We start from the raw sequence: 20,994 nt of genomic DNA on the forward strand, positions 1-20,994 counted from the left end.
AGGAGCCACCATGACACGGCCTGACGTCGACCTGCCGCACGCTCTCGACGAGCGGGTGGAGCGAAGGGACCTGCGTGGTGCCCGCGGCCCGGAGACCGCACATCCGCGGCGGCCGCGGGAGCGCAGGCGCGGCCTGGCCCGGGCGCTGCCGGCACTCGCCGTGGTGATGCTCGTCGTGGGCCTGGTACTGCCGCAGGGCCTGATCCTGGCCGCGGGTCTGGTCCTGGCGGGGTCGGCCGCGTATCTGTTCGCGCCCCCGCAGGGACCGGCCGCACGCCACCCCCGTCCGCGCTGACGTCCGACGCCGCACCGGGCGGCCGGCAGTGATCAGCGGAACCGGTTATCCGACAGACCACCAGACCGAGGAGGACCTGTCCGCCCCGTCAGCCCCTGCACCTTCGACCCTCCGCGCGGAAGCTGGTGACCCGTGGGACATGCCGACACCCTGCTCGCCATGGGCGGCGCCTTCCTCGCCGCCGCCGTCCTCGCCCGTCTCGGCAGCCGGATCGGGCTGCCGACCATCCCGCTGTTCATGCTCGCCGGCATCCTGCTCGGCCCCCACACCCCGGGTCTCGTCCTGGTCGAGGACGCGCACGACTTCGAGATGCTGTCCGCGCTCGGTCTGGTGCTGCTGCTGTTCTACCTGGGTCTGGAGTTCCACCTCGACGACCTCAGGAGCGGCGGCAGGCGCCTGCCGATCGCCGGTGGGATCTATCTGCTGCTGAACGTCGGGGCCGGTCTGGGCTTCGGGTTCGCCCTGGGCTGGGGGGCACGGGAGGCGCTGGTGCTCGCCGGAGTACTGGGCATCTCCTCCTCCGCGATCGTCACCAAGATCCTCCTCGACCTCGGCCGCATCTCGCGCCCGGAGACACGCTTGATCCTGGGCGTCATCGTGGTGGAGGACATCTTCCTCGCGCTGTATCTCGCCGCCCTCCAACCGGTCATCAGCGGTGCCCAGGGCCTCACCGACACGGTCCTGCAGGCGGCCAAGGCGTTCGGGTTCCTCCTGGTGCTGGCCGCCGCCGCCCGCTACGGCACCCGGCTGATCGGCCGCCTGATGGCGGTGCGCGACAACGAACTGCTGGTCGTCAGCTTCCTCGGCGTCACGGTCCTCGTCGCCGGCGTCTCCGAGGTCCTCGGGGTCGCCGACGCGATCGGCGCCTTCATGGCCGGCCTGATCCTCGCCGGGACCCCCTCCGGCCCGCGGATCCGTGAACTCGTGCACCCCCTGCGCGACGCCTTCGCCGCCATCTTCTTCCTCGCGTTCGGCCTGGCCATCGATCCCGGGCACCTGGCGTCCGTCGCGGGGCCGGTGGCCGCCGCGGCAGCGCTGACCGTCGTGATGAACCTGATCGCGGGACTGCTCGTCGCCCGCCTCTACCACTACGGCCCCGGGCCCGCCGCGGACATCGCCACCACTCTCCTCGCACGGGGAGAGTTCGCACTGATCCTCGCCGCCATGGCCACCAGTGCGGGCCTGGACGACCGCCTCGCCCCGTTCATCGCCGGATACGTACTGGTCCTCGCCGTCCTCGGGCCCATTGTCGCCGGCCGCGCCCATCTGCTCGCCCGTCTCCTCGATGCCGCGGCCACCCGACTGCCGGTCCGCCCGGACCACCTCGGCACATCCGACGGCCCGCGACCGAGCGAGCCGGAGACCGCCACCCCGGCGCCCGAAGCCGGGGGAACACCGTGCGGGGTCCGCCACAACACGGAGCGTGCTGCCGCCGGTGGCACCTGACTGCTGGGACTCGACCCGGTGAGGGTCGCCGCATCGTCGGACGTCCGCCCCGGCCGGCCCACGCACCGACGAACGGAGCGCCGTGGGCGGGTTGTTCAACGGTGTGGGGGCCGGGCACGGCCGGGTTCCGGCGTTCCGGCGCGAACCGCCCCGGCCCCGCCTCACCGGCGGCTGGCACACTGACCGGACCCCGCTGTCCGGCGAAAGAGAGCCTCCGCATGTCGATGGTCGGCAACCTGCGCAAAGTCGCCCGGCTGACGCGACGCAGCCGACGCGTGGACCTCAGCCATCCGGCCCGCTCCCCGCTCGGCTCCACCGTCGTCAACTGCGTCGTCTACCGCGATGGTGTCCGACGGCCCGGCGTCGACTCCGTGGAGGAAGCCGTACGGCAGGTCCACCGGCATCGGCACGGTTTCGTGTGGCTGGGCCTGCACGAGCCGTCCGAAGACGAATTCGCCGGAGTCGCCGAACTGTTCGGACTGCACCCGCTCGCCGTCGAGGACGCCGTCCACGCCCATCAGCGCCCCAAGGTCGAGCAGTACGGCGACGTCCTGTTCGCGGTCTTCAAGACCGTCACCTATGTCGAACACGGCGAACTCACCGCCACCAGTGAGGTCGTCGACACGGGCGAGATCATGGTCTTCACCGGCCCCGACTTCGTCGTCACCGTCCGCCACGGCCGCCACGGCTCCCTCGGCCCCCTGCGCGAGGACCTGGAGGCCCACCCGGAGCAGCTCGCCAAGGGTCCCTCCGCGGTGCTGCACGCCCTCGCGGACCACGTCGTCGACGACTACCTGACCGTCACCGACGCGGTTCTCAACGACATCGAGCAGGTCGAGACCGACGTCTTCTCCCCGCACACACCGCGAAGCGCCGACGCCGGCCGCATCTATCAGCTCAAGCGCGAACTCCTGGAACTCAAGCGGGCCGTGCTCCCCCTCGCCCGCCCCCTGTCCCGGCTCGCCACCGAGCCGATGCGCTCCGTCGACGCGGAGATACAGGCCTACTTCCGCGATGTCGCCGACCACCTCTTCCGCGTCACCGAACAGGTCACCGCCTTCGACGCGCTGCTCGACTCGATCCTGCAGGCCCATCTGGCCCAGGTGGCGGTGGCCCAGAACGAGGACATGCGGAAGATCACCGCGTGGGCCGCGATCATCGCCGTCCCCACCATGGTGTGCGGCGTGTACGGCATGAACTTCGACCACATGCCGGAACTGCACTGGCGCCTCGGCTACCCCCTCGCCCTCTGTGTCATCGCGGCCGCCTGCTTCGTCATCCACCGCGGCTTCAAACGCAACGGCTGGCTGTGAGGCGGACGGCCCGTCGACGGTGCGACTCGACGGCGGTTACTCGTCCGCGACCGGCTCGTGAGGCCCTCGGAGTGCCGTCCGATAGGCTCCCCCGGTTGATCGGAAAGGGGCTGACATGCGGTTCCGCTGTGCCGTGCTCGACGACTTCCAGCAGGTCGCCACAACCGTCGCGGACTGGTCGGCGCTGGAGGACCGGGTCGACGTGGTGTCCTTCGCCGAGCACTTCGCCGACGAGGACGCGCTGGCGGAGGCGCTCGCCGAGTTCGACATCGTCGTCACACTGCGCGAGCGCGTGCCGTTCCCCGGCTCGCTCTTCGCCCGGCTGCCCCGGCTGCGGCTTCTGGTCGCCTCGGGAATGCGGAACTCCGTCATCGACCACGCCGCCGCGCAGGCGCACGGAGTGACCGTGTGCGGCACGGCGAGTTCCTCCGCACCACCCGTCGAGCTGACGTGGGCCCTGCTGCTCGGACTCGCGCGCGGCATTGTCGAGGAGAGCAACGCCCTGCGCGGCGGCGGACCCTGGCAGAGCACGGTGGGCGCGGATCTGCACGGCCGACGGCTCGGACTGCTCGGGCTCGGGAAGATCGGCAGCCGGGTCGCGCAGATCGGGCTGGCCTTCGGCATGGAGGTCGTCGCCTGGAGCCGCAACCTCACCGAGGAACGCACGAGCGAAGTGGGCGTCGAACTCGCTCCGTCCATGGACGAGTTGCTCACAAGCAGCGACTTCGTGTCGGTGCACCTCGCGCTCGGCGACCGCTCACGCGGCCTGATCGGCGCCCGCGAACTCGCGCTCCTGAAGCCGACCGCCTACCTGATCAACACCTCGCGCGCCGCCATCGTCGACCAGGACGCCCTGCTCACCGCACTGCACCGAGGCCGCATCGCAGGCGCCGGAGTCGATGTGTTCGACGTCGAACCGCTTCCGGCGGACCACCCGATGCGCACGGCCCCGCGTCTGCTCGCCACCCCGCACCTGGGGTACGTGTCGCACGCCAACTACGCCACGTACTACGGCCAGGCGGTCGAGGACATCCAGGCGTACCTCTCCGGGGAGCCCGTGCGCCGGCTGGGCTGACCCGCCCGAGCCTCGCGTCGACTCTCACTCCCGGCCCCGCGGACGCCGGCCGCCGGCCGTCGGCGCGAAGGTTCCGCGGCGACCGTTCGATGTCCGCAAGTGCCGCCTCGTCAACCCCGGATGGGCAGCCCGCCGAGCAACCGGGCGGGGGTGCTCTGCTGGTTGAGCGTGGTGGTCGCGCGCTTCACGGTGCTGAGCGCGGAGTTCGTGTTCTCGGTGTCGAGGCTGTGGGACTGATGCGCGAAGGGATGCACATCCAGCGACTTCTGGCTGGTGACGGTCTCGAGGGCGCCGCTGAGGCCGGTGGGCGTGGTGTGGGAGGTGTCGGCGGCGAAAGCGGGGGCGGCGATACCGCTGACCGCCAGGGAACCGGCAACGACGGCGGCGGCCTTGAGGGTCTTCATCGTGTTCCTTTCTTCGGCGACTCGCGTCACCACGGGGAAGGGGTGTGCCCTGGCTAACGAGCCCCCTCATCCGCGGAAACCCCACATCCGGAAGATTCCCGGGACCCACTCGGCCGCCCGCGGACGTCGGACAGCCGTCGGCCCGTCCGCGTGGACGGGCCGACGGCTGTCCGGTCCCTGTGCCGCCTCGCCTCAGACCATGGGGCGCGACGGGGACGTCGTGGGCGTGGACGGTGCGGTGACGGCAGTGCTGGGCACCGGCATCGGCCGCAGGCTCGGCGCCGCAGGCATGCTGGGCATGGGCGGGAGACTGGGCAGCACCGGCATGCCGGGGTGGTGCGGGAGCCCGCCGACGATCAGACCGGCGAGGACGACCCTGACGAGCGAGCCCAGCACGTCCCTGGCCGCCGGCAGCACATCACCGGACTGACCCGCGGTCGACACCGAGATCAGTCTGTCGACCGACTTCTGGAGCGCGCCCAGCACATCGCCGGGTGCCGACGTGGCCGAGGCGGTCGGCGTGGCGCCGCCCATCTTGGCGATGGCGTCCTTGACGGCCTTGTTGAGCCCGGCCGCCTTGTCCGCGGAGAGACGCCCGTTGTCCGCCGCGAGTACGGCGTTGAGCAGGTCGGTGACGGGGGCCACGGTGCCGTCGGCGCCCGCCACCCGCTGGACCTGCGTCAGAAGCGCGTCGGCCCCGGGTACGGGGGTGGTCGGCGGGTGGGACTCCGTCGCCTGGATGACGTCTCGCGATGAGCCGTGGTCGGAGGCCACGGCGGTCGGCCCGGCCATGCCGAGCACGAGCGTGGCGCAGAGGGAGGTGGTGGCGAGGCGCCGGGCGGGCAGATCACGCATGGGTGTTCCCTTCCTGGTGAGCCGTCGTTCCTGTGCTCACCGTGAAAGGGGACATCACCTACTGCAACCGATTGACTGCTCCGCGCGGTCGTCAAGGTCCCCTGGCACGCGCTTCTCCCCTGGTGGGAACCCTTCGAACACCTTGAAACCCGATTCCCCCGTTCGGGGCAATGCCTCGAACGGGGGAACGCCAACCGGCCGCCTTCCCGGGGGAGAGCGGCCGGAAGAAGGGTTCGCTCGGCGTCAGCCGTTGACGCAGGTGCTGCCGGACGCGGGGTTCAGCAGACCGATCACGTCGACCGTGTTCCCGCACAGGTTGACCGGAACGTGGACCGGCACCTGCAGGACGTTGCCCGACAGGACGCCCGGGGAGTTTTCGGCAGCGCCGCTGGCGCCGCTGTCGGCGGCGGCGATGCCGGCGGTGCCTGCCACAGCCGCAGCGGCAACGGAGGTCAGGGCCAGGCCCTTCGCGATACGCGACATGGAGAGATGCTCCTTGGGGATCGTCACAACAGTCGGGCGGAATGCCCGACGTGGAGTCAACTGCGGGGCAGGTGCCCGGGTTGCGCCTCCGATGGGGTGATCTCCCGAATTGCCAACTTCACGTTTTCGGCCACGCGAATCCTCCGGCACCGCCCGGTCCACGACACACGACGGCCGGCCGCGCCGCTCGGCACAAGCCCTCGGACCCGCCGCGCCCGGCCCGTCCGCGCATTCCCCGCATGCGGTCGCCGAGCCCGGCCTCGAGCGGGCCTGCGGTCCGCGGAGAGCACAACACGGGCCGTCGCCCGGAACCCGCACAGACACGCCTGATCACAGAAGCCACAGACCGCCGCGGTCCCGGCCGGAGGCGAGCAGCGGTCCGCCCGGGCCGGCAGCGCGCGGAGTACGGCGGCGAGTTGACCGACACCCGGTCCGCGCGACGCGCCCGGCCCGTTCCACCGGCGAGCAGTTGCGGTGACCGTCCGGGGCCGCGACATGGTCGGTCGACTCGCACCGGTGCGTACCCAAGAGCGTCCGCGCGGCCCACGGCATGGGCAGGATCTCGACACCGGAGACACGGCCGCCGCGCCCCGGGCAGGCGTCAGGAAGTCAGCCGGGGCGCACGTAGCACGAACGGGCCGGAATCCCGGGCCGAGCGCCGGCTTCCAGTGCCGCCCGGCGGCGGGTCGCCCGTGGTTTCCGGACACCTGACGTGGGCCGACCGGGAGGCGGACGGCGCCGGAGCCGAGAGCCGATCCGACCCGGATGAGCGACAGTGGGCCGAGGGGCGACAGTGCGCTCATGGGTGTGGACTTTCGGGCAACCCGAAACCAAGTCAAGCTGTCGTCCGAATGTCCGGACAAAATATTGACACGGCTCCCTCGACGCGGCTAGACCTGGGGGCAGCCGATGCGAGGGGAACTGATGGAGGAGCTCAGGGAGTCCGCGCCGCACTCCGCAGACGGGTCGGACGGCGGACCGCTCGGAACCGGTGACCGGTACGACCTCGTCACCATGGGACGGATCGGCGTGGACCTCTACCCGTTGCAGACGGGCGTGCCCCTGCCGCAGGTGACGTCCTTCGGGAAGTTCCTCGGCGGTTCGGCGACGAACGTCGCGGTCGCCGCCGCGCGCCTCGGACGCCGTACGGCGGTGATCACCCGTACGGGCGACGACCCCTTCGGCACCTACCTCCATGAGGCACTGCGCGGCTTCGGTGTCGACGACCGCTGGGTCACCGCGGTCCCGGGGCTGCCCACCCCGGTGACGTTCTGCGAGGTCTTCCCGCCGGACGACTTCCCGCTGTACTTCTACCGGCAGCCCAAGGCGCCGGATATGGAGATCGACGCGCACGAACTGGACCTGGACGCCATCCGGGCCGCGCGGATCTTCTGGATGACGGGCACGGGTCTTAGCGAAGAGCCGAGCCGCACCGCCACACTCGCCGCGCTCGCGCACCGCGCCAAGTCCGGTACGACGGTCTTCGACCTGGACTGGCGGCCGATGTTCTGGCGGGAGGAGCGCGACGGCTCGCGCCCCGGGCCGGACTCCGCGCGCCCCTTCTACGCCGAGGCCCTGCGCCACGCCACGGTGGCCGTCGGCAACCTCGACGAGGTGGAGGTCGCCACCGGCGAGCGCGACCCGCACACCGCCGCCCGTGCCCTGCTGGACGCCGGGGTCGAACTCGCGGTCGTCAAGCAGGGGCCCAAGGGCGTCCTCGCCGTCAGCAGCAGCGGCGAATCGGCGGAGGTCCCCCCGCTTCCGGTCACGGTGCTCAACGGCCTCGGCGCGGGCGACGCGTTCGGCGGGTCGCTCTGCCACGGACTGCTCGGCGGCTGGGACCTGGAGCGGATCATGCGGTACGCGAACGCCGCCGGCGCGATCGTCGCCTCCCGACTGGAGTGCTCGTCCGCGATGCCCACGCCCGACGAGGTGGAGAACGCGGTCACGGCGGGAGCGGTGCTGTGAGGACCACCGCCACCGCCCGCGTCGACGTCGCCGAACTCGTCCGCCTCCGCACGCACCGCCCCGAGGCGGTGGCCGAGGCCGCCGCCCGCCGTGCCAGGCGCCCCCTGGTCGAGGACACCGGCCGGCTGATGATCGTCGCCGCCGACCACCCCGCGCGGGGCGCCCTCGGCGTGGGTGAGCGCAGGATGGCCATGGCGAGCCGCGCCGACCTGCTCGAACGACTGTGCCTGGCGCTCTCCCGCCCCGGTGTCGACGGCGTGCTGGGCACCGCCGACATCCTCGACGACCTGCTGCTGCTCGGGGTCCTCGACGACAAGATCGTCATGGGCTCGATGAACCGCGGCGGCCTTCAAGGGGCATCGTTCGAACTGGACGACCGCTTCACCGGTCACCGCCCGAAGGACATCGAGCGGCTCGGCTTCGACGCCGGAAAGCTGCTGCTGCGCATCGACTACGACGATCCGGGTTCGCTCAACACCCTGGAGTCCACCGCCCGTGTCGTCGACGAGATGGCAGAGCGCCGACTCCCGGTGTTCGTCGAACCGTTCATCAGCCGCCGCACTCCCGAGGGCCGGCTCCGCAACGATCTGGGCGCCGAGGCCGTGACCAGGTCGATAGCCATCGCCAGCGGCCTGGGCGGTACGTCGGCGTACACCTGGCTGAAGGTCCCCGTCACGGAGGACCCGGACGACATGGCCCGGGTGATGGAGACCTCCACGCTGCCGGCCGTGCTGCTCGGCGGCGACGTCGGCGAGGACCAGGAGGGCGCGTACGAGAAGTGGCGTCACGCCCTTCGGCTGCCCACCGTCCAGGGTCTGGTGGTCGGCCGTTCGCTGCTCTACCCGGCGGACGGCGACGTCGCCGCGGCCGTGGACACCGCCGTAGGACTTCTGTGAGGGCCGCATGAGCAACGAGCTGTACGTCCCCCGGGGGACCACCGCCAACGCGCAGTACACCCTCGACATCGACCCCAAGCGGGCCGGCTGGAGTCACAGCAGTCTGCGGACGGTGGAGCTACGGCCCGGCGGCACGCACATGTTCACCACCGGCGACAGCGAGTGGATCGTGCTTCCCCTCGAGGGCGCCTGCACCGTGCACATTGAGGACAAGAGGTTCCAACTCCTGGGCAGGGACGACGTGTTCGCGGGGGTCTCCGACTTCGCGTACGTGCCCCGCGACGCCCGGGTCCACATCGCCTCCGGCGCGGGAGGCCGCTTCGCCCTGGCAGGAGCGAAGTGCGAGCGCCGACTCCCCGCCCGCTACGGCCCCGCGCCGGAGGTCCCCGTCGAGGAGCGCGGCAGCGGCAACTGCGCACGCCTGGTGCGCAATTTCGCCTCTGCCGACGCCTTCGCATGCGACAGGCTCATCGCCGTCGAGGTCGTCACGCCCGGCGGCAACTGGTCCTCGTATCCGCCCCACAAGCACGACGAGGCGCGGCCCGGCGAGGAGACGGAACTGGAGGAGATCTACTACTTCGAGATCCAGGGCCCGAACGGCTTCGGGTACCAGCGCGTATTCCCCTCCCGTGAGGGCGGCTCCGACGTCCTCGCCGAGGTCCGCACCGGCGATGCCGTCCTCGTCCCCGACGGATGGCACGGCCCCTCCATCGCCCAGCCCGGACACTCCATGTACTACCTGAACGTCATGGCCGGACCGGGCGAGGAGCGCCAGTGGCGGATCCGATTCCACCCGGACCACACGGAGGGATACCGATGACCTCGACGACGAGGCTCACGGTCGCTCAGGCGCTCGTACGCTTCCTGGCCGCCCAGTACACCGAGCGGGACGGCGTGCGCCGCCGCCTGATCGGCGCGACCTGGGGCATCTTCGGCCACGGGAACGTCGCGGGCGTCGGCCAGGCGCTGCTGGAGTACGGCGGCGTGATGCCGTACCACCAGGGCCGCAACGAGCAGGCGATGGTGCATGCGGCGGTCGGCTGGGCCCGGCAGTGCGACCGGCTCTCCACGCACGCCGTGACCACCTCCATCGGGCCCGGCGCCACCAACCTCGTCACGGGCGCCGCCCTCGCCACCGTCAACCGCCTCCCGGTCCTGCTGCTGCCCGGCGACGTGTTCGCCACCCGTCCCGCGGACCCGGTGCTGCAGCAGCTGGAGGTCCCGCACGCGGGTGACACGTCCGTCAACGACTGCCTGCGCCCGGTGTCGAAGTACTTCGACCGGATCACCCGTCCCGAGGCCCTGATCCCGGCCGTGCTCCAGGCGATGCGGGTGCTCACCGACCCCGTCGAGACCGGTGCGGTCACCCTCGCGCTGCCGCAGGACGTGCAGGCCGAGGCCCACGACTGGCCGCAGGACCTCTTCGCCGAGCGGACCTGGACGGTACGCCGTCCGGGCCCCGACCCCGTCGAGCTCGCCGAGGCCGTACAGGCGATCCGTGCAGCACGGCGACCGCTCGTGGTGGCCGGCGGCGGTGTCCACCACAGCCGGGCCGAGGACGCCCTCGCGGAGTTCGCCGGGACCACCGGCATCCCGGTCGCCTCCACCCAGGCCGGAAAGGGCTCGCTGCGCTGGGACCACCCGCAGGATGTCGGGGGAATCGGGCACACCGGCACCGCGACCGCCGACGAACTGGCCCGCACCGCCGATCTGGTGATCGGCGTCGGCACCCGCTACACCGACTTCACCACCGCCTCCGGCACCCTGTTCATCCGGGACGGCGTCCGCTTCCTCAACCTCAACATCGCCCCGTTCGACGGCCACAAGCTCTCCGGGCTGCCGCTGGTGGCGGACGCCCGCAGCGGCCTCGAGGAGTTGACCGAGGCACTGGAGATGCACGGCCACCGTGTCGAGCCGGCGTACGTCGTCGAGTACACGGAGGACAAGGAGCGCTGGGAGCAGCGCGTCGACGCCTGCTTCGATGCCGACGAACCGGACATACGGCCGACGCAGACTCAGGTCATCGGCGCGCTGGACGCCCTGGTGGACGAGTCCGACGTCATCGTCAACGCGGCCGGTTCGCTCCCCGGCGATCTGCACAGGCTGTGGCGGTCCCGCTCCCGCGACCAGTACCACGTCGAGTACGGATACTCGTGCATGGGCTACGAGATCCCGGCCGCCATCGGCGTGAAGATGGCCGCTCCCGACCGCGCCGTGTGGGCCCTGGTCGGCGACGGCACGTATCTGATGATGCCGACGGAGATCGTCACCGCCGTGCAGGAGGGGATCGCGATCAAGGTCCTGATCGTGCAGAACCACGGCTACGCGTCCATCGGCGGCCTGTCGGAGTCGGTGGGCGGCGAGCGGTTCGGCACCGCCTACCGCTACCGGTCCGAGGACGGTGCGTACACGGGCGCACCGCTGCCCGTGGACCTCGCCGCCAACGCGGCCAGCCTGGGGATGCGCGTACTGCGCGCGAAGACGGTACGGGACCTGCGCCGGGCCCTCGCCGAGGCACGCGCGGCGGACACTCCCACATGTGTCTACGTGGAGACCCAAACCGCAGACACTGTGTCGGGCGCGCCCGGGACGCAGGCCTGGTGGGATGTACCCGTGGCCGAGACCGCGACCCGATCGTCGGCGGTCAAGGCGCGCGAGGAGTACGACCGGCACGTCTCGACCCGACGCCGCCATCTGTGAAGGAGTACTTGGCATGACGAAGATCGTCAACCACTGGATCGGCGGGAAGACCGTCGAAGGTGCGTCGGGCACGTACGGGCCGGTGACGGACCCGGCGACCGGCGCGGTCACCACGAAGGTCGCCTTCGCGAGCGTGGACGAGGTGGACGCCGCCGTCGCGGCGGCCAAGGACGCCTACCGGACCTGGGGCCAGTCCTCGCTCGCGCAGCGCACGTCCGTCCTCTTCAGGTTCCGGGCGCTGCTCGACGCGCACCGCGACGAGATCGCCGAACTGATCACCGCCGAGCACGGCAAGGTGCACAGTGACGCGCTCGGCGAGGTCGCCCGCGGCCTGGAGATCGTCGACCTGGCGTGCGGCATCAACGTCCAGCTGAAGGGCGAGCTGTCCACGCAGGTCGCGAGCCGCGTGGACGTGGCCGCGATCCGGCAGCCGCTGGGCGTCGTCGTGGGCATCACCCCGTTCAACTTCCCCGCGATGGTCCCGATGTGGATGTTCCCGATCGCCATCGCGTGCGGCAACACGTTCGTGCTGAAGCCGTCGGAGAAGGACCCGTCGGCCTCCGTCCGCCTGGCCGAGCTGCTCGCGGAGGCCGGACTGCCGGACGGCGTCTTCAACGTCGTCCACGGCGACAAGGTGGCCGTGGACCGGCTCCTGGAGCACCCGGACGTCAAGGCGGTGTCCTTCGTCGGCTCGACCCCGATCGCCCGCCACATCCACACCACGGCCTCCACGAACGGCAAGCGGGTGCAGGCCCTCGGCGGGGCCAAGAACCACATGCTGGTGCTGCCGGACGCCGACCTGGACGCCGCGGCGGACGCCGCGGTCTCGGCGGCCTACGGCTCGGCCGGCGAGCGCTGCATGGCGATCTCCGCCGTCGTGGCCGTGGGCTCCATCGGCGACGAGCTGGTGGAGAAGATCCGCGAGCGCGCCGAGAAGATCAAGATCGGCCCGGGCAGTGACCCGGCCTCGGAGATGGGCCCGCTCATCACCAAGGTGCACCGCGACAAGGTGGCCTCGTACGTGACGGGCGCGGCGGCCGAGGGTGCGGAGGTGGTCCTCGACGGCACCGGTTACACCGTCGACGGCTTCGAGGACGGCCACTGGATCGGCATCTCGCTGCTCGACAAGGTGCCGACCACGGCCAAGGCCTACCAGGACGAGATCTTCGGCCCGGTGCTGTGCGTACTGCGCGTGGACACCTACGAGGACGGTGTGCGACTCATCAACGACTCGCCGTTCGGCAACGGCACCGCGATCTTCACCCGGGACGGCGGCGCGGCCCGCCGCTTCCAGCTGGAGATCGAGGCGGGCATGGTCGGTGTGAACGTGCCGATCCCGGTCCCGGTGGGCTACCACTCCTTCGGCGGCTGGAAGGACTCGCTCTTCGGCGACCACCACGTCTACGGCAACGACGGCACGCACTTCTACACCCGCGGCAAGGTCGTCACCTCCCGCTGGCCCGACCCGTCCGAGGGCCCCGCGGGCGTCGACCTCGGGTTCCCGCGCAACCACTGAGCGTTGCCGTAAGCCCTCGTCAGGCCGTCCGGATACCGGACGGCCTGACATTTTTTTGACGCCTTCGCTGCGGTTCCCGTGTGGACGTCACCAAACGGGTGATGCAGGCGACGATGCGCATTCACCTTGGAAAGCAAGGCCCAAGGGCTGGACGACTTGCTCAATCAAGAAGAGGGGCGTCTCGTCCTGGGAAAGCAACGTGACGCAGGTCGCTTCACAAGTGCGGATTCCGAAGGTTAACGGCCATTGACGCGCCGGTTTTCGTCGGGGTTCCATGCAGCCCACCGGGAGAGGACCAGCACCAGAACGACCCAGCCTCCGGAGGCGATAGAGCTCCCGTCCGAACCACCGCCGCACGAGTCGATCGGAACCGCCGCATGACCGACACGCTCAGTACCGTCGAGACCGTCGTCGCCCCAGCACCCGACAGCAGTCCCCGGACACTCAAGCGCTCCATCGGCGTCGTCGGCGGCACTCTGCTCACGCTCTCGTGCGTGACGCCCGCCTCCACGCTCTTCGTGGTCGTCCCCGACCTGTTCGGCTCGCTGGGCACCGCCACCGCCGTCACCATCGCCATCGGCTCGCTCCTCTGTATCGCCGTGGCGTTCTGCTACTCGGAGCTGGGCACCCTCATCCCCAGCGCCGGCGGCGAGTACGCGATGGTGTCGACGCTCGCCGGACGCCTGGCGGGCTGGCTGGTCTTCGTGCTGTCCCTGCTGGTCGTCGTGATCGTCCCGCCGGTGATCGCGATGGGCACGGCCGACTACCTCGCCCCGGTCGTCCACCTCGACCCGGCGATGACCGGCGCCGGGGTCATGCTGCTCGCGACCCTGGCGGGCCTGCTGGACCTGCGGGCCAACGCCTGGATCACCGGCATCTTCCTGGTCCTGGAGGTCGTGGCCGCGGGTCTCGTCGCGATCCTCGGCTTCGCGCACAGCGAGCGGGGCACCGGCAGCCTCGTCTCGATGCAGGTGGCCGGCTCCGGCGGCCACGCGGACACGGTGACGGCCGCGATGGTGGTCTCCGGGCTCGCCATAGCCCTCTTCATCACCCAGGGATTCTCGACCGCCGTCTACCTCTCCGAGGAACTCGAGAACCCGCGCCGCAACGTCGCCCGCACGGTCCTCGCCACCCTCGCCATATCGACGGTCGTCATCCTGGTCCCGGTCGTCGCGATCACCATGGGCGCCCCCGACCTCCAGGCGCTGACGAGCGGCGACATCAGCAGCATGGTCGCCGCCTGGTCGAACTCGGCCGTAGGCACCTTCATCAGCCTCTGCGTGGCCCTCGCGATCATCAACGCGGGCATCGTCATGGTCATCCAGAACTCCCGGGTGCTGTTCGCCTCGGCGCGCGACAAGGCCTGGCCGGAGCCGGTGAACAACGCCCTGTCCCGGCTCGGCCGATTCGGCTCCCCCTGGGTCGCCACCCTCGTCGTCGGCGTACCCGGCGCCCTCCTGTGCTTCGTCAACCTGGACACGCTCTACGGGGTCACCGGCGTCTCCGTGACCGGGATGTACCTGCTGGTGGCGATCGCCACCCTGCTCGCCCGGCGCGGCTCGCACGCGCGGACGCCGGCCTGGCGGATGCCACTGTGGCCCGCGACCCCCATCCTGCTCATCGCCGTCCTGACCTACATTCTCAGCCTGCAGGAGGTGAGCTACCTGCTGTGGACGGGCGGCATCACGGCGGTGGCCACCCTGTACTGGCTCCTCTACCTCCGCCCGCGCCGCACCACCCGTTGGCTGGTGTCGATCCCGGAGGACGCACAGGCCTGAGCCGGCATCCCCGCGCTCAGCCGAAGTCCCACGTCACCACGGAGCACGTCCCGTCGTCCTCGCCGCCCGCACTGCGGTACGCGGCGAGGGCGACGTCGTTCCCGGTGTCGATCAGCACCCACATGCCGTAGCAGTCCGACTTCCGGGCGAGCGCGGCGAGGCGCTCGACGAGCGCGCGCCCGATCCCCCTGCGCCGGTAAGGCTCCGCCACCGCCAGCTCGTAGAGGAACATCTCCGTGCCCTTGTCGGGGTGGATCGTCTCGACCCCGCTGACGAAGCCGACGGGAGCGGACTCACCGTCCGCGTAGGCGAGGAAGAGATGGTGTCCGGCGGCGGCAAGAAAGCGCCCGGCCCACTCGCGGCGGACGGGATGGTCGAACAGGTGCTCGGCGGCGGCCACTTCGACGACGGTCGTGGCACGGCGAATCTCCATGGGTCTTCGTACCACGGCTGCGGTATGCGGCATCAGGCCTCTACGTCCATGGGAGGGTCCCCGGTTCAGACCGGCGGCTGCTTCGGATGTCGGTGCCCGCCCTTACCGTTGACACATGGATCTTCGACTGCCCCCGGTCCGGGGGCTGCGCCGGGGTGCCGTGGCCGCCGTGGCCGCGGTCCTCCTCGTGCTGGCCGGCGTGGGGACATGGACGGCCGTCGCATCGGACGACGCGCCCGCCGTGCGCCGCACCGACAGAGTCATGGACATGGGCGGCGGGGTGCGGATCGACACGTCGTACTTCGCCTCGGGGACCGCCGGGCACCGCCCAGCGGTCCTGCTGGCGCACGGATTCGGCGGCAGCAAGCAGGACGTCGCGGGCCAGGCCGAGGATCTCGCGCGCGACGGGTACGCCGTGCTGACCTGGTCGGCGCGCGGCTTCGGCCGGTCCACGGGGAAGATCGGGCTGAACGACCCCCGGAGCGAGGTCGCCGACGTCTCCAGGCTGATCGACTGGCTGGCGAAGCAGCCCGGCATCGAGCTCGACAGGCCCGGCGACCCGCGGGTGGGCATGGCGGGCGCGTCGTACGGCGGGGCGATCTCGCTGCTGGCCGCCGGGTACGACCACCGGGTGGACGCGATCGCCCCCGCGATCACGTACTGGAACCTGGCGGACGCCCTGTTCCCGAACGGCGTGTTCAAGAAGCTCTGGGCCGGCGTCTTCATGAACTCCGGCGGAGGCTGCGCGAAGTTCACCGCCGAACTGTGCGGGATGTACAACCGCGTCGCGGAGTCCGGACGGCCCGACGCTCAGGCGCGAGCCCTCCTCGATGCACGGTCCCCGTCCGCGATCGGCAAGGACATCAGGGTGCCCACCCTTCTCTTCCAGGGCCAGTCCGACTCGCTGTTCCCGCTCGGCCAGGCGGACGCCGCGGCCAGGGCGATCAGAGCGAACGGCGCGCCCGTGGACGTCGACTGGATCGCCGGCGGACACGACGGCGGGGACCTGGAGCCAAGCCGCGTCCAGGCGCGCGTCACGGCGTGGTTCGACCGCTATCTGAAGGACGGGAAGGGCGTCGACACCGGTCCGGCCTTCCGGGTCACACGCACCGGCGGCGTCGACTCCACCGACGGCACCGCCCTGTTGCGCGGCGCGAGCGGGGACGCGTACCCCGGTCTGGAGAGCGGGCTGCGGACGGTCCCGCTCAGCGGTGGCGCGCAGCGGTTCACGAATCCGGCGGGGGCGAACCCGCCCGCGATCTCCGCGCTCCCGGGCCTCGGCGGGGCGGGCGGCCTGTCCCAGCTGTCGTCGCTGGGCATCGGGGTCTCACTCGACTTCCCCGGGCAGTACGCACGCTTCGACTCGCGGCCCGTGCACGACGACCTGTGGGTCACCGGATCGCCCACGGTGACCGTCCATGTGACGTCCACCAGCGACGACGCCGTCCTCTTCGGAAAGGTGTACGACGTCGGGCCGGGCGGCGGCAGGCAGGTGCTCCCGTCGCAGCTCGTCGCTCCCTTCCGGGTGACCGGCGCCAAGGCAGGCAAGGACGTCACCCTGACGCTGCCGGCCGTCGACCACGAGGTGCAGAAGGGACACCGGCTGCGCTTGGTCCTCGCCTCGACGGACCTCGGTTATGCCTCCCCGGCCGCTCCCGCCACCTACTCGGTGTCCCTGAAGGACGCTCTGCACGTGCCGACGGCACCGGGTGTGACGACCGCCGCGGCCCCGCTTCCCGGCTGGGTGTGGTGGCTGCCGGCGGCCGGAGCCGTCGTCGCCCTGGCCCTGCTGCTGGCCGGACAGCGCCGTACGACGGCACCGGCGCCCGATCCCGCACTGGTCGACGTGCCGCTGCAGATCACGGACCTGAGCAAGCGATACGCGAGGTCGGCCGACCGGTACGCGGTGCGGGATCTCTCGCTCCGCGTGGAGAAGGGCCAGGTGCTGGGCCTGCTCGGACCGAACGGCGCGGGCAAGACGACAACGCTCCGCATGCTGATGGGCCTCATCAAACCGGATGGTGGCGAGATCCGGGTCTTCGGCCATGCCATCCGCCCGGGTGCCCCGGTGCTCTCGCGGGTCGGGGCCTTCGTCGAGGGCGCCGGTTTTCTGCCGCATCTGTCCGGCCGCGACAACCTGGAGCTGTACTGGCGGGCGACGGGACGTCCACAGGGGGACGCGCATCTGGACGAGGCGCTGGAGATCGCCGGGCTGGGCGACGCGCTGGCCCGCGCGGTGCGCACGTACTCCCAGGGCATGCGTCAGCGACTGGCCATCGCCCAGGCGATGCTGGGTCTTCCGGACCTGCTGATCCTCGACGAACCGACCAACGGCCTGGACCCGCCGCAGATCCGTGAGATGCGCGAGGTCATGATCCGGTACGCGGCGGCGGGCCGTACCGTCATCGTCTCCAGCCATCTCCTGGCGGAGGTCGAACAGTCCTGCACCCACCTGGTGGTGATGGACCGCGGGCACCTGGTCCAGGCGGGCCCGGTGCACGAGATCGTGGGCTCGAGCGACACCCTGCTCGTCGGCCTGGCGGCGGACATCCCCGATCCGCTGGTGGAGAAGGTGGCCGCGCTGTCCGGGGTGTCCTCGGCGGTGCGGACAGAGGGCGGTCTCCTGGTGCGCCTGGCTCCGGTCGCGGAGTCGGCGGAACCGACCGTCGGAGCCGCGGGCACGGAGCCTGTCGTCGCCGGCCCCGCCCGCGACGTGGTGTCCGCCCTGGGATCCGTGGAACCGGTCGCCTCCGCCGTGGGGGCTCCGGGGCGGACGACGTCCCTCGACACCGGCGAAACGATCACGGTCGCGGCCATAGGGCCGCTCACCACCGCGGACCTCGGCCCCGAGCCCCTCCCGTCCCTCGCGAACGGCGAGGACGCCACGGGCACCACCGCGCTCCCCGAGGGGTCCGGCGACCCGCTCCGGTCCGGATCCGCGGCCGCGGCCCGGCTTCTCGTCGAACTCGTCCGGCTGGAGGTTCCGGTGGCCTCGCTCGGTCCCCACCGGCGCCTCGAGGACGCCTTCCTCACGCTGATCGGAGGTTCCGCATGAGTGCCCTCGCCGAGCGGGCGGAGACGGCCGACGGATACCGGGTGCGGCGGACGCTGCCCCTGCGCGTCGAACTCGTCCGGCAGTTGAAGCGGCGCCGTACGCTCGTCATGGGCGCGATCCTGGCCGTGCTCCCGTTCGTACTGGTCGTCGCCTTCGCCATCGGAGGCGACCCCGGGTCCCGCAACGGCCAGGTCACGCTGATGGACACGGCGACCGCGTCCGGTGCGAACTTCGCGGCGGTGAACCTCTTCGTCTCCGCCGGGTTCCTGCTGGTCATTCCGGTGGCCTTGTTCTGCGGGGACACCGTCGCCTCCGAGGCCGGCTGGTCCTCGCTGCGCTATCTGCTCGCGGCGCCCGTCCCGCGGGCCCGTCTGCTGTGGTCCAAGCTCGTGGTCGGTCTCGGCATGAGCCTCGCGGCCATGGTGCTGCTGCCGGTCGTCGCAGTCGCGGTGGGCACCGCGGCCTACGGCTGGGGACCACTGGAGATACCGACCGGCGGCTCTCTCCCCGCGGGCACGGCTGCCCAGCGGCTCGTGGTCGTCGTGGCCTACATCTTCGTGTCCCAACTGGTCACCGCCGGCCTGGCGTTCTGGCTGTCGACGAAGACGGACGCGCCGCTGGGCGCGGTCGGCGGCGCCGTCGGCCTCACCATCGTGGGGAATGTGCTGGACGCGGTCACCGCGCTCGGCCACTGGCGCGACTTCCTGCCCGCGCACTGGCAGTTCGCCTGGGCCGACGCCGTTCAGCCCCGTCCGGAGTGGTCCGGCATGATCCAGGGCACGGCGGTTTCCATAACGTACGCGCTGGTGCTGTTCGCCCTGGCCTTCCGCGGTTTTGCGCGCAAGGACGTCGTTTCCTAGGTCAACGGAGGGTTTCACACCGGTCTCGAAGGCGGCCCGCCGTGGCCGGTTCGAGATTCATCCGCAACGTCCCGTACCGCACATCTCGGCCCCCTCCGCCGTCACAGTCACAGACGTCGACGTCAACGGACGGAGGGGACCCATGCGGGAGTACCGGACACGACGGCCCTGGGGGGTGCTGATCGCGATCACGGTCGCGGGCGGCCTGTTGCTCACGGGCTGCGGGGGCGGCGCCTCCGACAAATCGGGCAAGTCCAACGGCTCCGCCGTCTTCCCCGCCCCGGCGTACAGCCCGGGGCCGAACGACGGCAGGGAGAGCACGAACCACCTGTCCACCTTCGCGCTGGACGTGGACACCGCCTCGTACGGCTATGCGCGCCGCGTCCTTTCCGAGGGCCGACTGCCGGAGCCGTCGACCGTCCGGCCCGAGGAGTTCGTCAACAGCTTCCCGCAGGACTACGAGCGCCCACGGGGCAACGGATTCACGGTCACCATCGACGGTGCCCGCACCGGCGACGCGGACTGGTCCCTGGTCCGGGTCGGCCTGGCCACCCGTGCCGTACCGGCGGAGGGCGAACGTCCGCCCGCCGCGCTGACGTTCGTCGTCGACGTCTCCGGCTCCATGGGCGAGCCCGGCCGCCTCGACCTGGTCCGGGACTCCCTCGACGTACTGACCGACCGATTGCACGACGACGACTCGATCGCGCTCGTCACCTTCAGCGACGAGGCACGGAAGGTCCTGCCCATGACCCGCCTCGGCGGCCATCGGGCCCGGGTCCACGACGCGATCGACGAACTCGAGGCGACGGCCTCCACCAACCTCGGCGCAGGCGTCCGCACCGGCTACGCCACCGCGGTCGAGGGTCTGCGCCCGGGCGCCACCAACCGGGTCGTCCTGCTCTCCGACGGACTGGCGAACACCGGCGACACCGATGCCGACACCATCCTCGAACGCATCGCGGACGCCCGCCGCGAACACGGCATCACCCTCTTCGGGGTGGGCGTGGGCAGCGAGTACGGCGATGCGCTGATGGAACGCCTCGCCGACCGCGGCGACGGCCACACGACCTATGTCTCCTCCGACGGCGACGCCCGCAGGGTCTTCAGCGAGCAGCTGCCGCAGAACGTCGAGCTGACGGCCCGTGACGCGAAGGCGCAGGTCGCCTTCGACCCCCGGAACGTCACGGAGTTCCGCCTCATCGGTTACGACGACCGGCGCGTCGCCGACGAGGACTTCCGCGACGACCGCGTGGACGGAGGCGAGATGGGCCCGGGACACACGGTGACCGCGCTGTACGCGGTTCGCACCCGGCCCGGCGCCGGCGGGCATCTCGCCACGGCGAGCGTCCGCTGGCTGGACCCCGGCACCCGGGAGCCGCACGAGGAGTCGGGACAGCTGGAGACCGGCTCCCTCGACGACGACCTGTGGCACTCCTCGTACGGCCTGCAAGTCGCCGCGACGGCCGCCTACTTCGCGGACGACCTGCGGGTGAACCGGGCGGGCGGGGCCCCGCTGCCGGGCAGGCCGGACCTCGGCGCACTCGCCGACCGCGCCGACTCACTCGCGGAGCGCAGGCAGGACGCGGACGTACGCGGGCTCGCCGAGGCGATCCAGACGGCGTCCGAGCTGCGCGGCTCCGAGTAGGCCGAGGGCCGCGCCGGCCCCACGGGGGAGCGTGCGCCCGGACTGTCCCGGCCACGCCCTCCGGGGCCGCAGCCGCTCTGCGGGACCACCTGGGCCCCGGCCCCGGCGCCTGCGCCTGCGCCTGCGCCTGCGCCTGCGCCTGCGCCTGCGCCTGCGCCTGCGCCTGCGCCTGCGACGGGACCGTACCGTCCGGCCCACGCCCCTGTGCACGGCCCGCGTCCGGATCACCCGTGCGCGCACCATTGAAATTCCTTAACTGGTGAGTAAGTTGA

At 71.4% G+C, this 20,994-nt stretch carries 17 protein-coding genes; 13 read left to right on the plus strand and 4 right to left on the minus strand.

Annotated features, from left to right (window positions below; genetic code table 11):
* Positions 1–10 precede the first annotated feature (10 nt).
* From ADL25_RS31520 to ADL25_RS31535, 4 genes are all read left to right on the plus strand, one after another.
* Positions 11–295, plus strand: a complete 285-nt coding sequence (locus ADL25_RS31520; RefSeq protein ID WP_059131294.1) for a hypothetical protein — start codon at positions 11–13, stop codon at positions 293–295.
* Between the two features lie 132 nt (positions 296–427).
* Positions 428–1,741 carry a cation:proton antiporter gene (locus ADL25_RS31525; RefSeq protein WP_059131295.1) on the plus strand — a complete coding sequence of 438 codons (1,314 nt, stop codon included), beginning with the start codon at positions 428–430 and terminating at the stop codon, positions 1,739–1,741.
* A 218-nt stretch (positions 1,742–1,959) separates the two neighbouring features.
* The gene (locus tag ADL25_RS31530) at positions 1,960–3,054 is read left to right on the plus strand and encodes a magnesium and cobalt transport protein CorA (RefSeq protein WP_059131296.1); all 1,095 of its coding nucleotides are present in this window, start codon (positions 1,960–1,962) and stop codon (positions 3,052–3,054) included.
* Positions 3,055–3,169: 115 nt separating this feature from the next.
* Positions 3,170–4,129: a D-2-hydroxyacid dehydrogenase family protein gene (locus tag ADL25_RS31535; protein WP_059131297.1), complete on the plus strand. Its 960-nt coding sequence runs from the start codon at positions 3,170–3,172 to the stop codon at positions 4,127–4,129.
* A gap of 110 nt (positions 4,130–4,239) precedes the next feature.
* On the opposite strand, the gene ADL25_RS31540 is transcribed toward ADL25_RS31535, so the two are convergent.
* From ADL25_RS31540 to ADL25_RS31550, 3 genes are all read right to left on the minus strand, one after another.
* Positions 4,240–4,533, minus strand: coding sequence for a hypothetical protein (locus tag ADL25_RS31540; protein ID WP_059131298.1), 294 nt, complete (start codon positions 4,531–4,533; stop codon positions 4,240–4,242).
* Between the two features lie 192 nt (positions 4,534–4,725).
* Entirely contained in the window at positions 4,726–5,388 is a 663-nt protein-coding gene (locus tag ADL25_RS31545; protein ID WP_059131299.1) for a hypothetical protein, read from the minus strand.
* Between the two features lie 243 nt (positions 5,389–5,631).
* Positions 5,632–5,871: a chaplin gene (locus ADL25_RS31550; protein ID WP_059131300.1), complete on the minus strand. Its 240-nt coding sequence runs from the start codon at positions 5,869–5,871 to the stop codon at positions 5,632–5,634.
* 924 nt (positions 5,872–6,795) lie between these two features.
* On the opposite strand from ADL25_RS31550, the gene iolC reads away from it, so the two are divergent.
* The 6 genes from iolC (at position 6,796) to ADL25_RS31580 (ending at position 14,729) form a co-directional block, all read left to right on the plus strand.
* On the plus strand, positions 6,796–7,839 hold the full coding sequence (iolC, locus tag ADL25_RS31555; RefSeq protein ID WP_267889289.1) for a 5-dehydro-2-deoxygluconokinase: 1,044 nt from the start codon (positions 6,796–6,798) through the stop codon (positions 7,837–7,839).
* Positions 7,836–8,735, plus strand: a complete 900-nt coding sequence (locus ADL25_RS31560; protein WP_059131301.1) for a Cgl0159 family (beta/alpha)8-fold protein — start codon at positions 7,836–7,838, stop codon at positions 8,733–8,735. The genes iolC and ADL25_RS31560 overlap by 4 nt, the downstream gene beginning before the upstream one ends.
* A 7-nt stretch (positions 8,736–8,742) precedes the next feature.
* A complete protein-coding gene (gene iolB / locus ADL25_RS31565; RefSeq protein WP_059131302.1) occupies positions 8,743–9,555 on the plus strand; it encodes a 5-deoxy-glucuronate isomerase in 813 nt (270 codons plus the stop codon).
* Positions 9,552–11,435, plus strand: coding sequence for a 3D-(3,5/4)-trihydroxycyclohexane-1,2-dione acylhydrolase (decyclizing) (gene iolD, locus ADL25_RS31570; protein WP_059131303.1), 1,884 nt, complete (start codon positions 9,552–9,554; stop codon positions 11,433–11,435). Before iolB ends, iolD begins: the two co-directional genes overlap by 4 nt.
* A gap of 13 nt (positions 11,436–11,448) precedes the next feature.
* Positions 11,449–12,951 (plus strand): CoA-acylating methylmalonate-semialdehyde dehydrogenase, encoded by a 1,503-nt coding sequence (mmsA, locus tag ADL25_RS31575; protein WP_059131304.1) that lies wholly within the window; start codon positions 11,449–11,451, stop codon positions 12,949–12,951.
* A 377-nt stretch (positions 12,952–13,328) separates the two neighbouring features.
* Positions 13,329–14,729, plus strand: coding sequence for an APC family permease (locus tag ADL25_RS31580; protein ID WP_059131305.1), 1,401 nt, complete (start codon positions 13,329–13,331; stop codon positions 14,727–14,729).
* Between the two features lie 16 nt (positions 14,730–14,745).
* Here the strand turns inward: ADL25_RS31580 and ADL25_RS31585 are convergent, their stop codons facing one another.
* Positions 14,746–15,162 (minus strand): GNAT family N-acetyltransferase, encoded by a 417-nt coding sequence (locus tag ADL25_RS31585; RefSeq protein WP_059131306.1) that lies wholly within the window; start codon positions 15,160–15,162, stop codon positions 14,746–14,748.
* Positions 15,163–15,277: 115 nt separating this feature from the next.
* On the opposite strand from ADL25_RS31585, the gene ADL25_RS31590 reads away from it, so the two are divergent.
* From ADL25_RS31590 to ADL25_RS31600, 3 genes are all read left to right on the plus strand, one after another.
* Complete coding sequence (locus ADL25_RS31590) at positions 15,278–18,217, plus strand: alpha/beta fold hydrolase (RefSeq protein WP_059131307.1); 2,940 nt, start codon at positions 15,278–15,280, stop codon at positions 18,215–18,217.
* The gene (locus tag ADL25_RS31595; protein ID WP_059131308.1) at positions 18,214–19,077 is read left to right on the plus strand and encodes an ABC transporter permease; all 864 of its coding nucleotides are present in this window, start codon (positions 18,214–18,216) and stop codon (positions 19,075–19,077) included. Before ADL25_RS31590 ends, ADL25_RS31595 begins: the two co-directional genes overlap by 4 nt.
* Positions 19,078–19,219: 142 nt before the next feature.
* Positions 19,220–20,722, plus strand: a complete 1,503-nt coding sequence (locus ADL25_RS31600) for a vWA domain-containing protein (RefSeq protein WP_059131309.1) — start codon at positions 19,220–19,222, stop codon at positions 20,720–20,722.
* Positions 20,723–20,994 lie beyond the last annotated feature (272 nt).

This window comes from Streptomyces sp. NRRL F-5122, assembly GCF_001507435.1.
Classification (GTDB): Bacteria; Actinomycetota; Actinomycetes; order Streptomycetales; family Streptomycetaceae; genus Streptomyces; species Streptomyces lannensis.